Below are 15,248 nucleotides of genomic sequence, written 5' to 3'. Positions count from 1 at the left end.
TTTTATTTTTTTATTTATCTAATGGCTAGTACTTGTAACATTCCCACCTCTTTAGCTTAAAATTCAGTTTGCAAAGTAATTTATAAACATAATTAAGTTTTTTAGTTAATAAATAAAAAATGGATAAATAAATTTAAAGAGAAAAATAATTTGAAATAAATTTTAGGAGATTTTAATCAATGAAAAAAGCAATATTAGCAGTTAGTTTTGGGTCAAGCTATTTAGATACTTTAGAGAAGACAATAGAAAAGGCAGAAAGTCAAATAAGAGATCATTTTAGTGAATATGATATTTATAGAGCATTTACTTCACATAAAATAATAGAAAAGCTAAAAGAAAAATATGAAATGTTTATTGATACACCAGAAGAAATGATGAAGAAGTTATATGAAGAAGGTTATGATGAAGTAATTATGCAGCCATTACATATGATACCTGGAGAAGAGTTTATATATGTAAATAAAATAGCTGAATCTTTCAAGGATAACTTTAAAATTTTAAAAGTTGGAAGACCTATTTTTTATTATCAAGGAATAGATGAATTACCACAAGATTATTCACTATTTATTGAAGCAACAAAAGAATTATATGAGGAAAATAATGCCGTAGTGTATGTTGGACATGGAACTGCACATCCATCAAATGCTGTATATGGATGTCTACAAGCTGTATTAGAAGATGAGGGATATGAAAATGTATTTGTTGGGACAGTTGAGGGCTATCCTAATTTCGAAACAGTACTTAGAAAATTAAAAAGAAATAATGTAAATGAAGTAACTTTAGCTCCATTAATGGTTGTTGCAGGTGATCATGCTAGAAATGATATGGCTTCAGATGATGAAGATTCTTGGAAGTCAAAGCTAGAAGAAGAAGGTATTAAAGTGAATTTACATATGAAGGGACTTGGAGAAAACGAAAAATTTAATGAGCTATATATAAATAGAATAGAAGATCTTATTAACAATAGATATATCGGTGTTGGACAAACTAAAAAGGGTCATAAGGTAAAAGTAAAAAGTTAAGGAGACATAAATTATGAGAACAATGATAATTTCATCTAATTGTAGTGGTGGAGGTAAAACTACAGTTACTCTTGGATTAATGAAAGCATTAAAAAATAGAGGTTATGATATACAAGGATATAAGGTAGGTCCGGATTATATTGACCCAGGATTTCATACTGAAATAACAGGTAATGTATCTAGAAATTTAGATTTACATTTAATGGGGGAAGAGGGTGTGAAAGCAAGCTTTTCAAGAGGAGTCGGTGACTTAGCTGTAATTGAGGGTGTTATGGGACTTTATGATGGGAAAGGCTTAACAGAAGAATGTTCAACATACAGTATTTCAAAAGTATTAGATGATGTTCCAATTATATTAGTAATTACTCCAAAGGCACAAAGTATAACCTTATGTGCAGAGCTTAATGGAATTAAAGAGTTCAAGAAGGCTAATATTGCTGGAGTAATTATAAATTGTATTAGTGAAGGCTATTATAATTTATTAAAACCAGCAATTGAAATGCACTGTAATTTAAAGGTGTTTGGATATATTCTTAAGGATGAAAATCTTAAGTTAGAAAGTAGACACTTAGGATTAGTACAAAGTGTAGAAGTTAGTAATTTACATGCTAAGATAGATTATTTGGCTAAGCTTATTGAGGAAAATGTAAATTTAACTGAAATAATTGAAAGATTTAAGGATATAAGTAAGTATAGTGATAATTATCATTTAGAAAATAAAAATAAGAAAATTGCAATAGCTTATGATGAAGCTTTTAGATTTTATTATAAAGAAAATATAGAGCTGTTAGAAGATGCTGGAGAGATTATTTACTTTAGTCCACTTAAGGATTCAAAGCTACCAGAAAATATTGACCTCTTATATTTAGGTGGGGGTTATCCAGAGGTATTTAAAGAAGAGTTAAGTAAAAATACAAGTATGCTTAAAAGTATAAAAGAAGCATTAGATGGTGGATTAAATTGTTATGCTGAATGTGGTGGATTAATGTATTTAACGGAAAATATAGATGGTGCTGATATGGTTGGGTTTTTAAAAGGAAAGAGTGAAATGACTAAAAGGCTAAATAGATTTGGTTATGCAACAGTATCAGTAGAGGATATAAGAATTAATTGTCATGAATTCCATAAGTCAAAGGTAAATTTAAGTGAAGAGCCAATATATGATGTAATTAAAAATTCATATACTGGTGAAGAAATTAAGTGGAAATGCGGATATAAAAAGAATAATACATTAGCTGGCTATCCACATGTACATTTCTTTGGAAATTTAGAGTTTATTAATAAGTTATTAAAATAAGAAAATATAAAATTGGAGTGAATAAAAATGGACTATATTAAAAATCCAATGGAAATAGAAAATACAAGTATGAAAATTATAGAAAGTGAAATGGGCGAGCATAATTTCACTAAGGAAGAATTGTCTATAATAAAGAGAACTATTCATACAACAGCAGATTTTGAATATAAGGATTTAGTAGAGATAAGCAAGGGAGCAATAGAGGCATCTAAAGACGTTTTTAAGGAGCCATTTGTTATTTATACAGATACTAATATGGCATTATCAGGAATAAATAAAAGGGCTTTAGCAAAATTAGAAGGAAAGGCTATTTGTTATGTAAATTTAGAAGAAGTACATAAAGAGGCTAAAGAAAAGCAAATAACACGTTCAATGGCAGCTGTAGAAAAAGCTTGTAATGATAATGTTGATATTTTTGTATTTGGAAATGCACCAACAGCATTATTTAAGTTAAAAGAGCTTATAAGAGAAGGAAGAGCTAATCCAAAGTTAATAATTGCAGTTCCTGTAGGCTTTGTTGGAGCCGCCGAAAGTAAGGAAAATTTAGATGAGCTTAATGTTCCTTACATTAGAGTTAAAGGAAGAAAAGGTGGAAGCACAGTTGCAGCAGCAATAGTAAATGCTCTTATGTATAACGTTGTTGAAAGGTAGTTGACTAAGATGTTAGATCTTTATGTAATGAGTGGTGGTAAGAAATTAAGATGTGGATATACCACTGGATCATGTGCAACAGCAGCTGCAAAGGCAGCTACAATAATGCTTTTTAGTGATATAGTTTTAAATAGTGTTGACATAATAGTGCCTAAGGGAATTGAAATGAAGATACCTATAAATTCTATAGAAAAAGGTGAAAACTACTGCTTAGTTTCTGTTATTAAAGATGGGGGAGATGATCCTGATATAACTGATGGCATTGAAATCTATGCAAGAGTAGAAAAGCAAGATAGTGGATTTACTTTAGTTGGTGGAGAAGGGGTTGGAGTAGTTACGAAAGAAGGATTATTTATAGAAAAAGGACTTCATGCAATTAATCCAACACCAAGAAGAACTATTCAAGAAGTTGTAATGGACAACATTCCTGTTGGAATTAAAGATGGAATTAAGGTAACTATTAGTGTTCCTGAAGGTAAAGAGATTGCTAAAAAGACCTTTAACCCTAGGCTTGGTATAGTTGGAGGGATTTCTATTTTAGGAACATCAGGAATAGTTAAACCAATGTCAGAAGATGCATTAAAGGAATCTATACGAATTGAAATTAATCAAAAGGGAAGAGATAAGAAGAGGTTAGTTCTTACTTTTGGGAATATAGGAGAAAAGTGTGCAAAGGATAATGGGTTTTCAGAAGATGAAGTAGTTATAATATCTAATTTTGTAGGCTTTGCATTAGAATGTTGTGCTGAAATTAAAATAAGGGAAGTTGTTCTTATAGGTCATATAGGAAAAGTAAGTAAAGTTGCCTATGGATGTTTTAATACTCATAGTCGAGTAAATGATGTGCGTCTTGAAGTTATAGCTTTAGAACTTGCTCTTTTAGGATATGATACAGAAGCCATTAAAAAGGTTTTAGAAGAAAAAACAAGTGAAGGTGCAGTGAAGCTCCTAGGTGAAGGATATGAAGAGCTTTATAAAAATATAGGAGATAAGATTGTTGAAAGAATGAAATTTTATACTTATGGGGAAATGAAGTGTGATGCAATAATGTATTATGGATTTTCAGATTATAAGATTTTATATAATTCTCTTTCAAAACTAGGGCGATCTTACTAGTTAGCAGTTAATAAGTGATAGAAAATAGTAAGTTTCAAGTAACAAGGGTTAGGAAGTTTTGAGTGACAAGTATTAGGAAGTGATATGTTACAAGTATCAAGTTGCGGAGTAAAGTCAGCTTAGGTTGAATTTAGAGAAAATATATATTGAAGAAATCCCCTAAGGAATTTCTTCAATAATTTGCCACTGAATAAACTTCTTATCACTGAACAAAGATGTAATATGGGAGTTCATTAGTATAGGAGGTTGAAAAATTGTGCTTTACATAGTTGGAATGGGACCAGGAAATAGGGATTATATATTAAAGAAGGCAATAGATGTATTAAATGAATGTGATGTTATTATTGGCTTTGAAAGATTGATTAATGATTTAGAGTTTATCAATAAAGAAAAAATAGTGATGAATTCATTAAAGGAAACATTAGAATACATTAACAACAATGGGCAAGATAAGGGGAATTTAAAGGAGAAAACTATTGCTTTAGTAGCTTCAGGGGATCCTACATTTTTTGGAATAAGTGAATATATAAAAAAGAATTACCCAGGAAATATTGTCGTAATACCAGGATTAAGCTCGTTTCAATATTTAACAACCAAGTTAAATAAAAGCTGGTCTTATGCATTTACAGGAAGTGTGCATGCAAGAAATGAAGGTTTTATAGAGAAAGTTAAACAAAATAAATTATCAATCTGGCTAACTGATAATAAAAACAATGCTACATATTTATGTAAGCTTTTAATTGAACATAATATAAATTGCAATGTGATTATTGGTGAGCATTTATCTTATGAGAATGAGCTGATTTTAGAAGGTAAGCCTGAAAAATTTATAAATGTGGATTTTAGCGATATGTCTATATTAGTTGTAGAAAATCAAGAAAATTAAATTAGGAGAAATATATGATTTTAATTAAGGATGACGAGTTTATAAGAGGCAATTGTCCTATGACAAAGGAAGATATTCGTGCATTAAGTATTTGGAAGATGAATTTAAAAGAAGATTCTACAGTACTAGACGTAGGATCAGGAACAGGAACAATAACAGTACAAGCTTCTAAAATTTCAAGTAGTGGAGTTGTACATTCTATTGAAAGAAATGAAGATGCAATATCTGCAACTAAAATTAACTTAGATAAGTTTAAGTGTACTAATGTGATATTAGATGAGGGAGATGCTATAGAAATATTAGAAAAATACATAAAAGAAGATAAAAGATTTGATTCAATATTTATTGGAGGATCAGGCGGAAGTTTAGAAAAGATTATTGAAATGTGTAGTGAATTATTAATTCAAGAAGGTACTATTGTTATGAATTTTATAACTTTAGACAATGCATATAAAGCAATTGAAGTAATGAAAAAGTTAAACTACATAGTAGATATTTCGCAAGTAAATATTAGTAAAAATAGAGGACAAAGCTATATGATGATTGCTAATAATCCAATATATATTGTTCAATGCATAAGGAGTGTAAATTAATATGAAATCAATGTTATATGGAATAGGTGTAGGACCTGGAGATAAGGAATTATTAACTGTAAAGGCAGTAAGAGCAATAGAAAATAGTGGTGTTGTAGTTGCTCCAAGTGCAATGGATGGTGGAGAAAGTATAGCTTTAGAAACAGCTAGAGAATATATAAAAGAAGGAACTGAAGTTGTTATAAAACATTTTCCAATGGGAAAGAAAAATAGAATTGAAAAATCTAAGGAAGCTTATGATTTTATAGAAGAAAAATTAAAAGAAGGTAAAAATGTATCATTCTTAACTATTGGAGATCCTTACGTTTATAGTACGTATATTCATATGTTAAAACATATGGAAGAAAGAGGATTCCATGTTGAAACAGTACCAGGAATAACTTCATTTTGTGCAGCTGCAAGTTTAGTAGATAGAACTTTAGTTGTAGGGGATAATCCACTTATGATATTACCAGCGACAAGAATTAAAGATATTAAAGATGAAAAATATGTTGTAATAATGAAAGTTTATAAACATGAAGAAACTGTAGTAGATTTCCTAGAAGAAAAAGGATTTGATTATGTTTATGTAAGTAGAGCAGGAAGAGATGGTCAACTTATATTAACTGATAAAGAAGAAATAAAACAAGCTAGAGATTATATGTCATTAATACTAGCAAGCAGGGAGTAGAGAATTATGGTTTATTTTATAGGGGCAGGTCCTGGAGATGTTGATTTAATAACAGTTAAAGGTAGAGACATATTAACAAAAGCTGATGTAGTCATATATGCAGGTTCTTTAGTGGCTAAGGAGCATATGGATTACTGTAAAGAAGGAGCATTAATATACAATTCAGCAAAGATGACTTTAGAAGAAGTTATTGAAGTTATGAATGAAAATAAGGATAAGACTATCGTAAGACTTCATACTGGAGATCCATCAATATATGGAGCTATAAAGGAGCAAATGGATGAACTTGATAAGCTAAATATAGAATATGAGGTAGTGCCAGGAGTTAGTTCTTTTGTTGCAGCAGCCTCTGCAATAAAAAAAGAATTTACACTTCCATCAGTAACTCAAACAGTAATATTAACTAGAGTTGAAGGAAGAACTCCAGTACCGGAAACAGAGGATTTAGAAAAATTAGCACAAATAGGAGCTTCAATGGCTATATTTTTATCAATTTCAATGATTGATAAAGTAGTGGATAAGCTTAGAGCTGGATATGGAAGAAATGTTCCTATAGCAGTTATTGAAAGAGCAACTTGGGATAATGAAAGAAGTATAATTGGAACTTTAGATGATATTGTAGGCAAGGTTAAGGAAGCTAAGATTACTAAATGTGCTCAAATATTAGTTGGAGATTTTATTGATTGTGATTATGAAAAAAGTCTTTTATATGATAAGACATTTACTCATATGTTTAGAGAGGCTAAAGAGTAATTATGATTTGTATTATAAGTGTTACTGAAAAAGGTGATATTTTAGGAGAAAAAATAAAATCACAAATTGGTGGGGATTTATACTTTAAATCTAAAAGAGATAATTTTAAGTTAAGTGATATAACTAAAGAGTGTTTTGAAAAATATGATTTTATAGTATTTATAAGTTCAACAGGAATTGCAGTAAGAGCCATATCAAAATATTTAAAAAGCAAAGATAAAGATCCAGCTGTAGTTGTAGTTGATGTTTGCAATAAATTTTCAATAAGCTTAGTTTCAGGGCATTTAGGTGGAGCAAATGATTTAGCTTTAAAAATATCTAAAATATTAAATAATACACCAGTTATAACAACGGCAACTGATAATATGAATATTTTGGCTCCTGATGTTATAGCAAAGAATAATAATCTTGTTATTGATAACTTAAAAATAGCAAAAGTAATTGCTAGTAGGCTTGTTAATAATGAAGAGGTTTATTTTAAAGATGATAAGAAAAAGATAAAGACTCCTAAAGGATATACACAGGTTAATGAAATAAAAAGCAATATGTTGTGGATAACTAATAAAGTTAACAACATGGATAGTTCAGAAAAGAATGATAGTAACATGCACAACAGAGAAAATAATGACATAGGAAATAAAAAAGCAGAATTGTATGATGAAGGCACAATTTTAAAGCTTATTAGAAAAGATATAGTATTAGGAATTGGCTGTAGAAGAAACACTGAAAGTAAAAAGATGTACGAGTTTATTGCTGAGACATTAAAGGAAAAAAATATTGACTTAAGGGCAGTTAAGTTAATTGCTTCTGTAGATGTTAAAAGTGATGAAGAAGCTATATTAAGTTTAAAACAAAATTTAAATTGTGAGATTAAATTTTTCACTAGGGATGAAGTAACTACTATTGAAGATAAATATGAAGGTAGTGAATTTGTAAAAAAATCAATTGGAGTTTCAGCTGTAAGTGAGCCAGTTATTGAATTAGCAGGTGGAAATATAATTTTTAAAAAGATAAAAAGAGATGGAATGACATTAGCTATTGGAGAGCTAAATTAAGGAGAGTAAAATGGGTAAATTATATGTTATAGGAATAGGGCCTGGTGGATTAGAGCATATGACTTTAAGAGCTAAGGAAGCTATAGAAGAAAGTAATATTATTGTTGGATATAACAAATATATTGATATGATAAAGCCACTTATAGAAGATAAAGAATTATTTTCTACTGGAATGAGAGGCGAAGAGGCAAGATGCAAAAAAGCTTTGGAGCTATCTAAAGAAGATAATACTGTAGCTTTAATAAGTACTGGCGATTCTGGAATTTATGGAATGGCTGGACTTATTCTTCAAATGCAAAAGGATGAAAATGTTGAAATTATACCAGGAGTTACAGCTTCAAGTGCAGCTGGTTCAGTAGTTGGTGCTCCATTAATGCATGATAATTGTAATATAAGTTTAAGTGATCTAATGACTCCTTATGACTTAATTAAAAAGAGAGTGAGAAATGCGGCTGATGCAGATATGATTATTTCTTTATACAATCCAAGAAGTAAAGGAAGACCACATTACTTAAAAGAAGCTATTGAGATAATTAAAGAATATAGGGATTTAAATACCCCAGTTGCGGTAGTTAGACATGCTTTAAGAGATGGACAAGAGTATAAATTATTTAATTTAGAAAACTTTGATGAAGAGGTCGTAGATATGTTTTCCATAGTTATTATAGGAAATTCTCAAAGTTTTGTTAAAGAAGAAAAATTTATTACACCGAGAGGATACGATATTTAGTTAAGAGTTTGGAGTTAAGATAGTGACGCGTGGTAAGTTAAGGAATAAATTCAGCTTAGGATTAATTTAAGGAAAGATTTCAATAAGATTCCTAAGGAGTTTCTACTACAACTTGTCACTGATTAAAGGTGGTGATTTTGTGATTGGATTTGTTCTTGGAACTGGAGAGGGTAGAGAAATTTTATCTTTCATAAATAAATATACTGATGAAATAGTTGTTTCTACAGCTACTGAATATGGATATGAAATTTATAAGGAATTTAAGGCAAAACATTTTAATTATAAGCCTTTAAATGAAGAAGAGTTTAAAGAATTAATAAAGAAATTTGGAATTACAGTTTTTGTAGATGCTACTCATCCTTATGCTAGTGAGGTAAGTAAGACCTTAATTAATGTTTGTAAAGAGATGAAGATTGATTATATAAGATATGAAAGAAAAAGCTTTTTTGATAATTTAAGTAGAAATAATATTGAAAAAGAGGGTAGTAAAGAAGATGTTATTTTTGTAGAGGCATACGAAGAGTTACAGGAAGTATTTAATAAAATAGAAGGAAATATTTTAAATACAACTGGAAGTAATAATGCTTTAAAAATTGAGAGTTTAAAAGGTGAAAATAATAGAATTATTCATAGGATACTACCATCGCCAAAGGTAATAAGCAAACTTTTAGATAATGGTATATCAATGGAGGATATTATAGCAATTAAAGGGCCATTTGGCTTTGAAATTAATAATGGGATTATTAAGGAATATAATATAAAAGCATTAATAACAAAAGATAGCGGAGAAGAAGGAGGGATGAAAGAAAAAATTGATAGTGCATTATTAAATAATGTAAAAATAATAGTTATAAAAAGACCTAAGATGGCTTACGGAATAGAATTTAATGATATAAAAGAAATGCTTAATTTTATAGTTCTAAATAATATATAAAACGTACTAAAGATGATCAGTAAATAGGGTGAAAGTTTAGAAAAAAGTTTAAATTTATGGGGGATAAAAATGAAAAAATATTTGAAATAAATAGATAGCTCCTTTAAATTAAAAAATTACATCCTATTTTGATGTAAAAAATATTTTTCAGTTACAGCAGATGTTTTTTTAGGGATTTTATGTGTACTTGATAAATAGCAGTGGCAAGCTATGCTTGTCACTATTTTTGTTTTTATTATATAATATGGCTATATAAACAGAGGAGATGAAGTAATTTGAAATACATATATAATTTAGCTTTTAAAATGGCAATATCGGCAACAATAGCATTAATTATAGGAAATATACTAGGATTACAATATGCAACAGTAGGTGCAGTCATTTCTATATTAAGTATACAAGATACTAGAAAAAAAGCATTAATTATAGGCTATAAAAGAATTATTGCTTGTAGTTTAGGAATATTACTATCAGTAATTTTATATAGTATATTAGGAAATGGAGCATTAGATTTTGGCTTGTTTTTAATAATTTTGATACCACTTACTTCAAGGTTAAAAGTACAAGAGGGGATGGTTCCATCTGTAGTATTATCAACACATTTTTTAGTTGCAGATAAAATAACAGCTTCATTAATAGTTAATGAACTCTTATTAATGATAATTGGAATAGGGATTGCAGCTATTGCCAATGTTTTTATGCCTTCGCTTGAAGATGAATTTAAAGAAGACAAAGAGTGGATTGAAGAGCATTATAGGATTATAATAAATAAAATGTCAAAGTCATTAGTGACTCATACAGTTGATATTGATGAGCAAAAGATTATAAATGAAGTTGAAAAAAGATTATATGAAAGTAAGGAAACTGCTTATAAAATTGTAAATAACCACTTTTTTAAAAGCTCATCTTATTATACAGATTATATAAATATGAGGATTAATCAATTTGATACTATCAAAAGAATGAGACTGCATTTTGAAAGGTTCAATATACCAGTTGAACAAATGAATGTTATGTCTGATTTTACATTATGTGTTTCAGAAAATATAAGAGAAATAAATGATTGTGAAGAGTTATTAAATGATTTAGAAATTTTAAGAAGTGAATTTAAAAGAATGCAATTACCCAAATCTAGAGAGGAATTTGAAAGTAGAGCACAATTACTTCAATTTTTAAATGATATGGAAGATTTTTTGGTTATAAAACGAAATTTCTTTAAAACAACTAATAACCATTAATATTAAATATGAAAATTATAAATAGTAGAGAAAAAGCAGCAGATATTACACAGTTTATATTATGTAAACTATGTAATATCTGCTGCTAAAATATTTTTATTAATCAAGTTTTAATGTATTAGTATAATCTACAGTACTATAGCCAGCCTCGGCAGTTCCATCTAAACCAGTATATAAATCATTGCCAAAATAAACAGCTACTTTGTTTACTTGATAATTATATCCATAAGTGTTGACTATTGCAGACATTAATCCTTTAGAAGCAGTATCATCAAGTTTCATTTCATCAAGAAAATTAGAATTGAAAACAACAGTTAATACATTAGTTGAATAATCTAACGTAGCTGATTTAACTCCATAATCTTTAGAAAGTGTTATAAAATTATTATTGTTATTTGGTGCTTCATATAATTTGTCAGTTAATGCAGTAACAAAGGCATTATCAGTAACTGATGCTTTTGTATCTGTACAGTAAGTTTTTGAATCAACTTTATTATAGTAGAAAATTCTACAATCTCTACTGCGTGTTGAAGAATTAGCAGAGTTAGTAGTTGTTACTAAACTACTTGTAGAAGCATTATTTGAAGAATCTGTTGAAGTAGAATTTGAATTATCAACAAAATCATTATTAGCGAGAACAGAATCAGTGGAAGATTCAGAATTTGTATCTGTAGACTCATCATTTGTTATGTCTCCTTCACTCTCAGAAGTTTGTTCATTATTTTCTGTTGCAGTTAAAGAATCATCAGTAGTAGTGGTATCAGGGGAATTAGTACCTGTAATAGCGCTTTTTAATCCACATGATATTAGCGATAAACATAGTGCAGTAGTGCAACATAAAGTTAATAATTTTCTTTTCATAATTTCACCTCTATAAATTAATTACTAAATAGATATTACCATATTTTTACAGAAAGTTAAATGGAATTTATAAAATAATATACATTTTTTTTCGTAAAAATATATAATTTTATATTGGAGGTGTATTATGGATATTTTAAAAGAAACTAAGCTTATAGGAAATTATTTAATTGGATTAAGAAAGGATTTTCACAAATATCCTGAATTGAGTATGCAAGAGCATAGAACTGCAAGAAGAATAAAGGAGGAATTAGATAAAATAAACGTAAAATATGAAGAGGGTGTAAGAACAGAAGTTGTGGCAACAATAGGGCATGGAGATGGGAAAGTAATTGCTTTACGTGCAGATATGGATGCTTTAAGAATTAAAGAAAATACTGGGGTAAGGTATCAATCAGAGAATGAGGGAATAATGCATGCTTGTGGACATGATGCACATATGGCATCATTACTTGGAGCTGCTATGATTTTAAAGAAATATGAAGAGGATATTCCAGGAAAAGTTATTTTGATTTTTCAGCCAGGTGAAGAGTGCTCAAGTGGTGCAAGACTTATATCTGAGCATGGATATATAAATGATGTAGAAGAAATCTTTGGATTGCATGTATTTGGAGATATTGAATGTGGTAAAATATCTATTGAAGAAGGTCCTAGAATGGCTGCATCTAATAAATTTACTATTAAAATTTCAGGCAGATCTGGACATGCAGGAAAACCTCAACAATGTATAGATGCAACTGTTGTTTGTGCAGCTATTGTAATGAATTTACAATCAATTATTAGTAGAGAAATAGATCCACTAAATTCAGCAGTAGTTACTATTGGTCATATTAAGTCAGGAGAGACACATAATATTATTTCAGGTGAGGCTTTTATTGAAGGAACTATTAGATGTTTTAATGCAACTACAACAAAACATATACAAACATCTATAAAAAGAATTGCATATAGTACAGCTATAGCATATGGAGCAACGGCAAGTGTTGAGTATGATATATCTCATCATCCAGCAGTAATTAATGATCCACAAGTTACTAAAACGGCCTTAGATGCTGCAAAAAAAATATTTGATGAAAAAGATATTATTAGTGTTCCAAGAATGATGTTAGGAGAGGATTTTTCTGTTTATCAAAAAAGGATTCCAGGAGTATTTGTATTTGTAGGAGCAGGTAATGAAGAAATAGGACGGGACTATCCTAATCATAATGATAAATTTAATATAGATGAAAAAGCGGTATTGATAAGTACGCAATTATATGTAGCTTTTGCTTTAGAAGCTTTAGGAAGAGAAGAGAAAATACAACTTTCAAATCAATAACTTAAGGAGGAAATATGGAGTTAGAAATTTTAAGGCATATACAAAGTATTTCAAACCCATTCTTTGATTTCTTATTTCAATTAATTACCATATGTGGAGAACAAATAGTTTTAATTGCAATAATATCAATAATTTATTGGGCGGTAGATAAAAATTTTGGAGAGTATATTGCATATTCAGTATTAACAAGTGTGTTGGTAAACAATGCTATTAAAGATATTTTTAAATTAAAGAGACCCATAGGAGAAGAGGGAATTAGAACGTTGAGAGAAAAAACTGCAACAGGGTATTCATTTCCAAGTGGTCATACACAAGGAGCTGCTTCATTTTATGGATCAATGGCTATTTATATGAAAAAGAAGGTCATGTATATAATAGCAACTATAATGATAGTGTTGATTGGTTTTTCAAGGCTGTATTTAGGTGTACATTATCCTAAAGATGTAATTGTAGGAGCAATTTTAGGTGTATTAACAGCATGGATATGCTATAAGTTGTATATAAGAGTTGAAAATAAAATGATGTTATATTTAATTACATTTATATTATTTTTACCAGCGTTAACATTTGCACAATCAGCAGATTTCATCAAAGGTCTAGGAACATATTTTGGATTTTTAATAGGAATCTTTATAGAAAAGAAGTATGTTAATTTTTCAATAGAAGGAACTAAAGTGAACAAGATGATTAGAGTTTTACTTGGAGTATTAGTACTTTTAATTTTACAAACAGGTTTGAAAGCTATATTACCTAGTGGGCAAATATTTGCATTTATTAGATATGCAGTAATAAGCTTTGTTGGAATAGGAATTTATCCAATGATATTTAAAAAATTTAAAATATAAAAATAAGGATGTAATATTGTATATTAATCAATATTACATTCTTATTTTATTTAAGTGATTGTTCTAATGTTTTTAATCTAGACATATACTCTTCGGTATTAGTTATAGTAACCTTAGTAATTTCTTTTACTAATTCACTTTTAGCACAGTTGTTATCTAATAGAGCAATATCATGAGAAGCTTGTAATAGGGCATTAATTTGTTTGATATATGTTAATTCATTACTTTCATTAGCAGGTATTTTTGAAATTTCTTTTGATAATTTATCAGCAATTACTTTAAAGTTCTTATGATATTCAGTATCTTCTTTGAGATCTTTAGTATTTTTAGCATTTTCAATTAACTTATTTAGTTCTTCTCTCATTTCTTTTAATTCGCCAGTATAATTATCAATAATATCATCTATAATATCAATTAATTCAGGATTTGAAGTATATCCTTGAATATTATGACTTGTAAATAAAATAGCTCTGTGTAATAAAATTTCTTCAGCTAAATAATCTATACAAACACTACCTGAGGCAGGAAGTTTAGTTAATTTATCTATGATTCCATTTAAATAATCTGTAGTAATATTATAATATGGATCATCAATAAAGCTAGAGTAAGGATTTTCAGCTAATTCATTAGTTTCTAGTGAGTTATCTGAGCTTGAAGTTTCAGTAATATCAATATTATTTGGTTCGTATGCATAGGTAGGGATACTACTAGTAACAAGAGTTGATAGTGTTAATGCAGCTAAAAATAAACTTAAATTTTTTTTCATTTGTTACACTCCTTATAATTTGTTAATAATGCTTAGTATGTTTAAAATGATGAATTTTATAAATAAATATAACAGAAATAATGAAAAAGTAAGTAGCTAATAATAGATTAAACACAATTTATATTAAGGATTATTTTCTAGAAAAGCTACCACAATCAGTACATTCTTTACTTGACGCACATTTTGTATGACTTACTACTTGAATTTTATTTAATGTACAGTAATTATCTTCATTACAGTGAAATTTACATTCAGTAACAGTACAACTGATGCTTTCATTATGTTTCATGACTACACCTCCTATAAAAATTATCAAGGTATCTCATGTCTAGCAGTTTGTAACACTCCTACATCTTTAGATACACATAGATAGCTAATTCTTAGCTTAAGGTGGAGTTAAAAGCCCAGCTTAAACTAATAAATAAGTTTATATTACTTATTTATTTTGTCACTAAAAAGATAAAGTATTCATTTTAAGGATTAAATTAGGAATATGAATAATAAAAAATTAAA

Annotated in this window: 17 protein-coding genes; 14 read left to right on the top strand and 3 right to left on the bottom strand. The window is 28.7% G+C overall.

Annotated features, from left to right (window positions below):
• Positions 1-179: 179 nt before the first annotated feature.
• From I4V63_RS03560 to I4V63_RS03505, 12 genes are all read left to right on the top strand, one after another.
• Positions 180-1,022, top strand: coding sequence for a sirohydrochlorin cobaltochelatase (locus I4V63_RS03560; RefSeq protein ID WP_195999922.1), 843 nt, complete (start codon positions 180-182; stop codon positions 1,020-1,022).
• 13 nt (positions 1,023-1,035) lie between these two features.
• Positions 1,036-2,319 (top strand): cobyrinate a,c-diamide synthase, encoded by a 1,284-nt coding sequence (locus I4V63_RS03555; RefSeq protein WP_195999921.1) that lies wholly within the window; start codon positions 1,036-1,038, stop codon positions 2,317-2,319.
• A gap of 27 nt (positions 2,320-2,346) precedes the next feature.
• Positions 2,347-2,970 (top strand): precorrin-8X methylmutase, encoded by a 624-nt coding sequence (locus I4V63_RS03550; protein ID WP_195999920.1) that lies wholly within the window; start codon positions 2,347-2,349, stop codon positions 2,968-2,970.
• A gap of 9 nt (positions 2,971-2,979) precedes the next feature.
• Complete coding sequence (cbiD, locus tag I4V63_RS03545) at positions 2,980-4,086, top strand: cobalt-precorrin-5B (C(1))-methyltransferase CbiD (protein WP_195999919.1); 1,107 nt, start codon at positions 2,980-2,982, stop codon at positions 4,084-4,086.
• Positions 4,087-4,342: 256 nt separating this feature from the next.
• Positions 4,343-4,972, top strand: coding sequence for a precorrin-6y C5,15-methyltransferase (decarboxylating) subunit CbiE (gene cbiE, locus I4V63_RS03540; RefSeq protein WP_195999918.1), 630 nt, complete (start codon positions 4,343-4,345; stop codon positions 4,970-4,972).
• 14 nt (positions 4,973-4,986) lie between these two features.
• Positions 4,987-5,565 (top strand): precorrin-6Y C5,15-methyltransferase (decarboxylating) subunit CbiT, encoded by a 579-nt coding sequence (cbiT, locus tag I4V63_RS03535; RefSeq protein ID WP_195999917.1) that lies wholly within the window; start codon positions 4,987-4,989, stop codon positions 5,563-5,565.
• Between the two features lies 1 nt (position 5,566).
• On the top strand, positions 5,567-6,235 hold the full coding sequence (locus I4V63_RS03530; RefSeq protein WP_195999916.1) for a cobalt-factor II C(20)-methyltransferase: 669 nt from the start codon (positions 5,567-5,569) through the stop codon (positions 6,233-6,235).
• Between the two features lie 6 nt (positions 6,236-6,241).
• The gene (cobM, locus tag I4V63_RS03525) at positions 6,242-6,988 is read left to right on the top strand and encodes a precorrin-4 C(11)-methyltransferase (protein ID WP_195999915.1); all 747 of its coding nucleotides are present in this window, start codon (positions 6,242-6,244) and stop codon (positions 6,986-6,988) included.
• Between the two features lie 2 nt (positions 6,989-6,990).
• Entirely contained in the window at positions 6,991-8,043 is a 1,053-nt protein-coding gene (locus I4V63_RS03520; protein WP_195999914.1) for a cobalt-precorrin 5A hydrolase, read from the top strand.
• A 10-nt stretch (positions 8,044-8,053) separates the two neighbouring features.
• Entirely contained in the window at positions 8,054-8,773 is a 720-nt protein-coding gene (gene cobJ / locus I4V63_RS03515) for a precorrin-3B C(17)-methyltransferase (protein WP_195999913.1), read from the top strand.
• 139 nt (positions 8,774-8,912) lie between these two features.
• Positions 8,913-9,707 carry a cobalt-precorrin-6A reductase gene (locus I4V63_RS03510; RefSeq protein ID WP_195999912.1) on the top strand — a complete coding sequence of 265 codons (795 nt, stop codon included), beginning with the start codon at positions 8,913-8,915 and terminating at the stop codon, positions 9,705-9,707.
• A gap of 275 nt (positions 9,708-9,982) precedes the next feature.
• On the top strand, positions 9,983-10,945 hold the full coding sequence (locus I4V63_RS03505; RefSeq protein WP_243280438.1) for an aromatic acid exporter family protein: 963 nt from the start codon (positions 9,983-9,985) through the stop codon (positions 10,943-10,945).
• A 99-nt stretch (positions 10,946-11,044) separates the two neighbouring features.
• On the opposite strand, the gene I4V63_RS03500 is transcribed toward I4V63_RS03505, so the two are convergent.
• A complete protein-coding gene (locus I4V63_RS03500; RefSeq protein ID WP_195999911.1) occupies positions 11,045-11,806 on the bottom strand; it encodes a GerMN domain-containing protein in 762 nt (253 codons plus the stop codon).
• 127 nt (positions 11,807-11,933) lie between these two features.
• Between I4V63_RS03500 and I4V63_RS03495 the strand changes: the two genes are divergently transcribed.
• Both I4V63_RS03495 and I4V63_RS03490 read left to right on the top strand, forming a co-directional pair.
• On the top strand, positions 11,934-13,124 hold the full coding sequence (locus I4V63_RS03495; protein WP_195999910.1) for an amidohydrolase: 1,191 nt from the start codon (positions 11,934-11,936) through the stop codon (positions 13,122-13,124).
• Between the two features lie 14 nt (positions 13,125-13,138).
• Positions 13,139-13,969: a phosphatase PAP2 family protein gene (locus I4V63_RS03490; RefSeq protein ID WP_195999909.1), complete on the top strand. Its 831-nt coding sequence runs from the start codon at positions 13,139-13,141 to the stop codon at positions 13,967-13,969.
• Between the two features lie 46 nt (positions 13,970-14,015).
• Here I4V63_RS03490 and I4V63_RS03485 read toward each other — a convergent pair whose 3' ends face one another.
• Positions 14,016-14,735: a hypothetical protein gene (locus I4V63_RS03485; protein ID WP_195999908.1), complete on the bottom strand. Its 720-nt coding sequence runs from the start codon at positions 14,733-14,735 to the stop codon at positions 14,016-14,018.
• A gap of 130 nt (positions 14,736-14,865) precedes the next feature.
• Positions 14,866-15,024 carry a DUF1540 domain-containing protein gene (locus I4V63_RS03480; protein WP_195999907.1) on the bottom strand — a complete coding sequence of 53 codons (159 nt, stop codon included), beginning with the start codon at positions 15,022-15,024 and terminating at the stop codon, positions 14,866-14,868.
• Positions 15,025-15,248 lie beyond the last annotated feature (224 nt).

It is taken from the genome of Clostridium sp. 1001271B_151109_B4 (genome assembly GCF_015670405.1).
GTDB lineage: Bacteria > Bacillota > Clostridia > Clostridiales > Clostridiaceae > Clostridium.
This window is presented reverse-complemented; position numbering and strand designations above follow the sequence as displayed.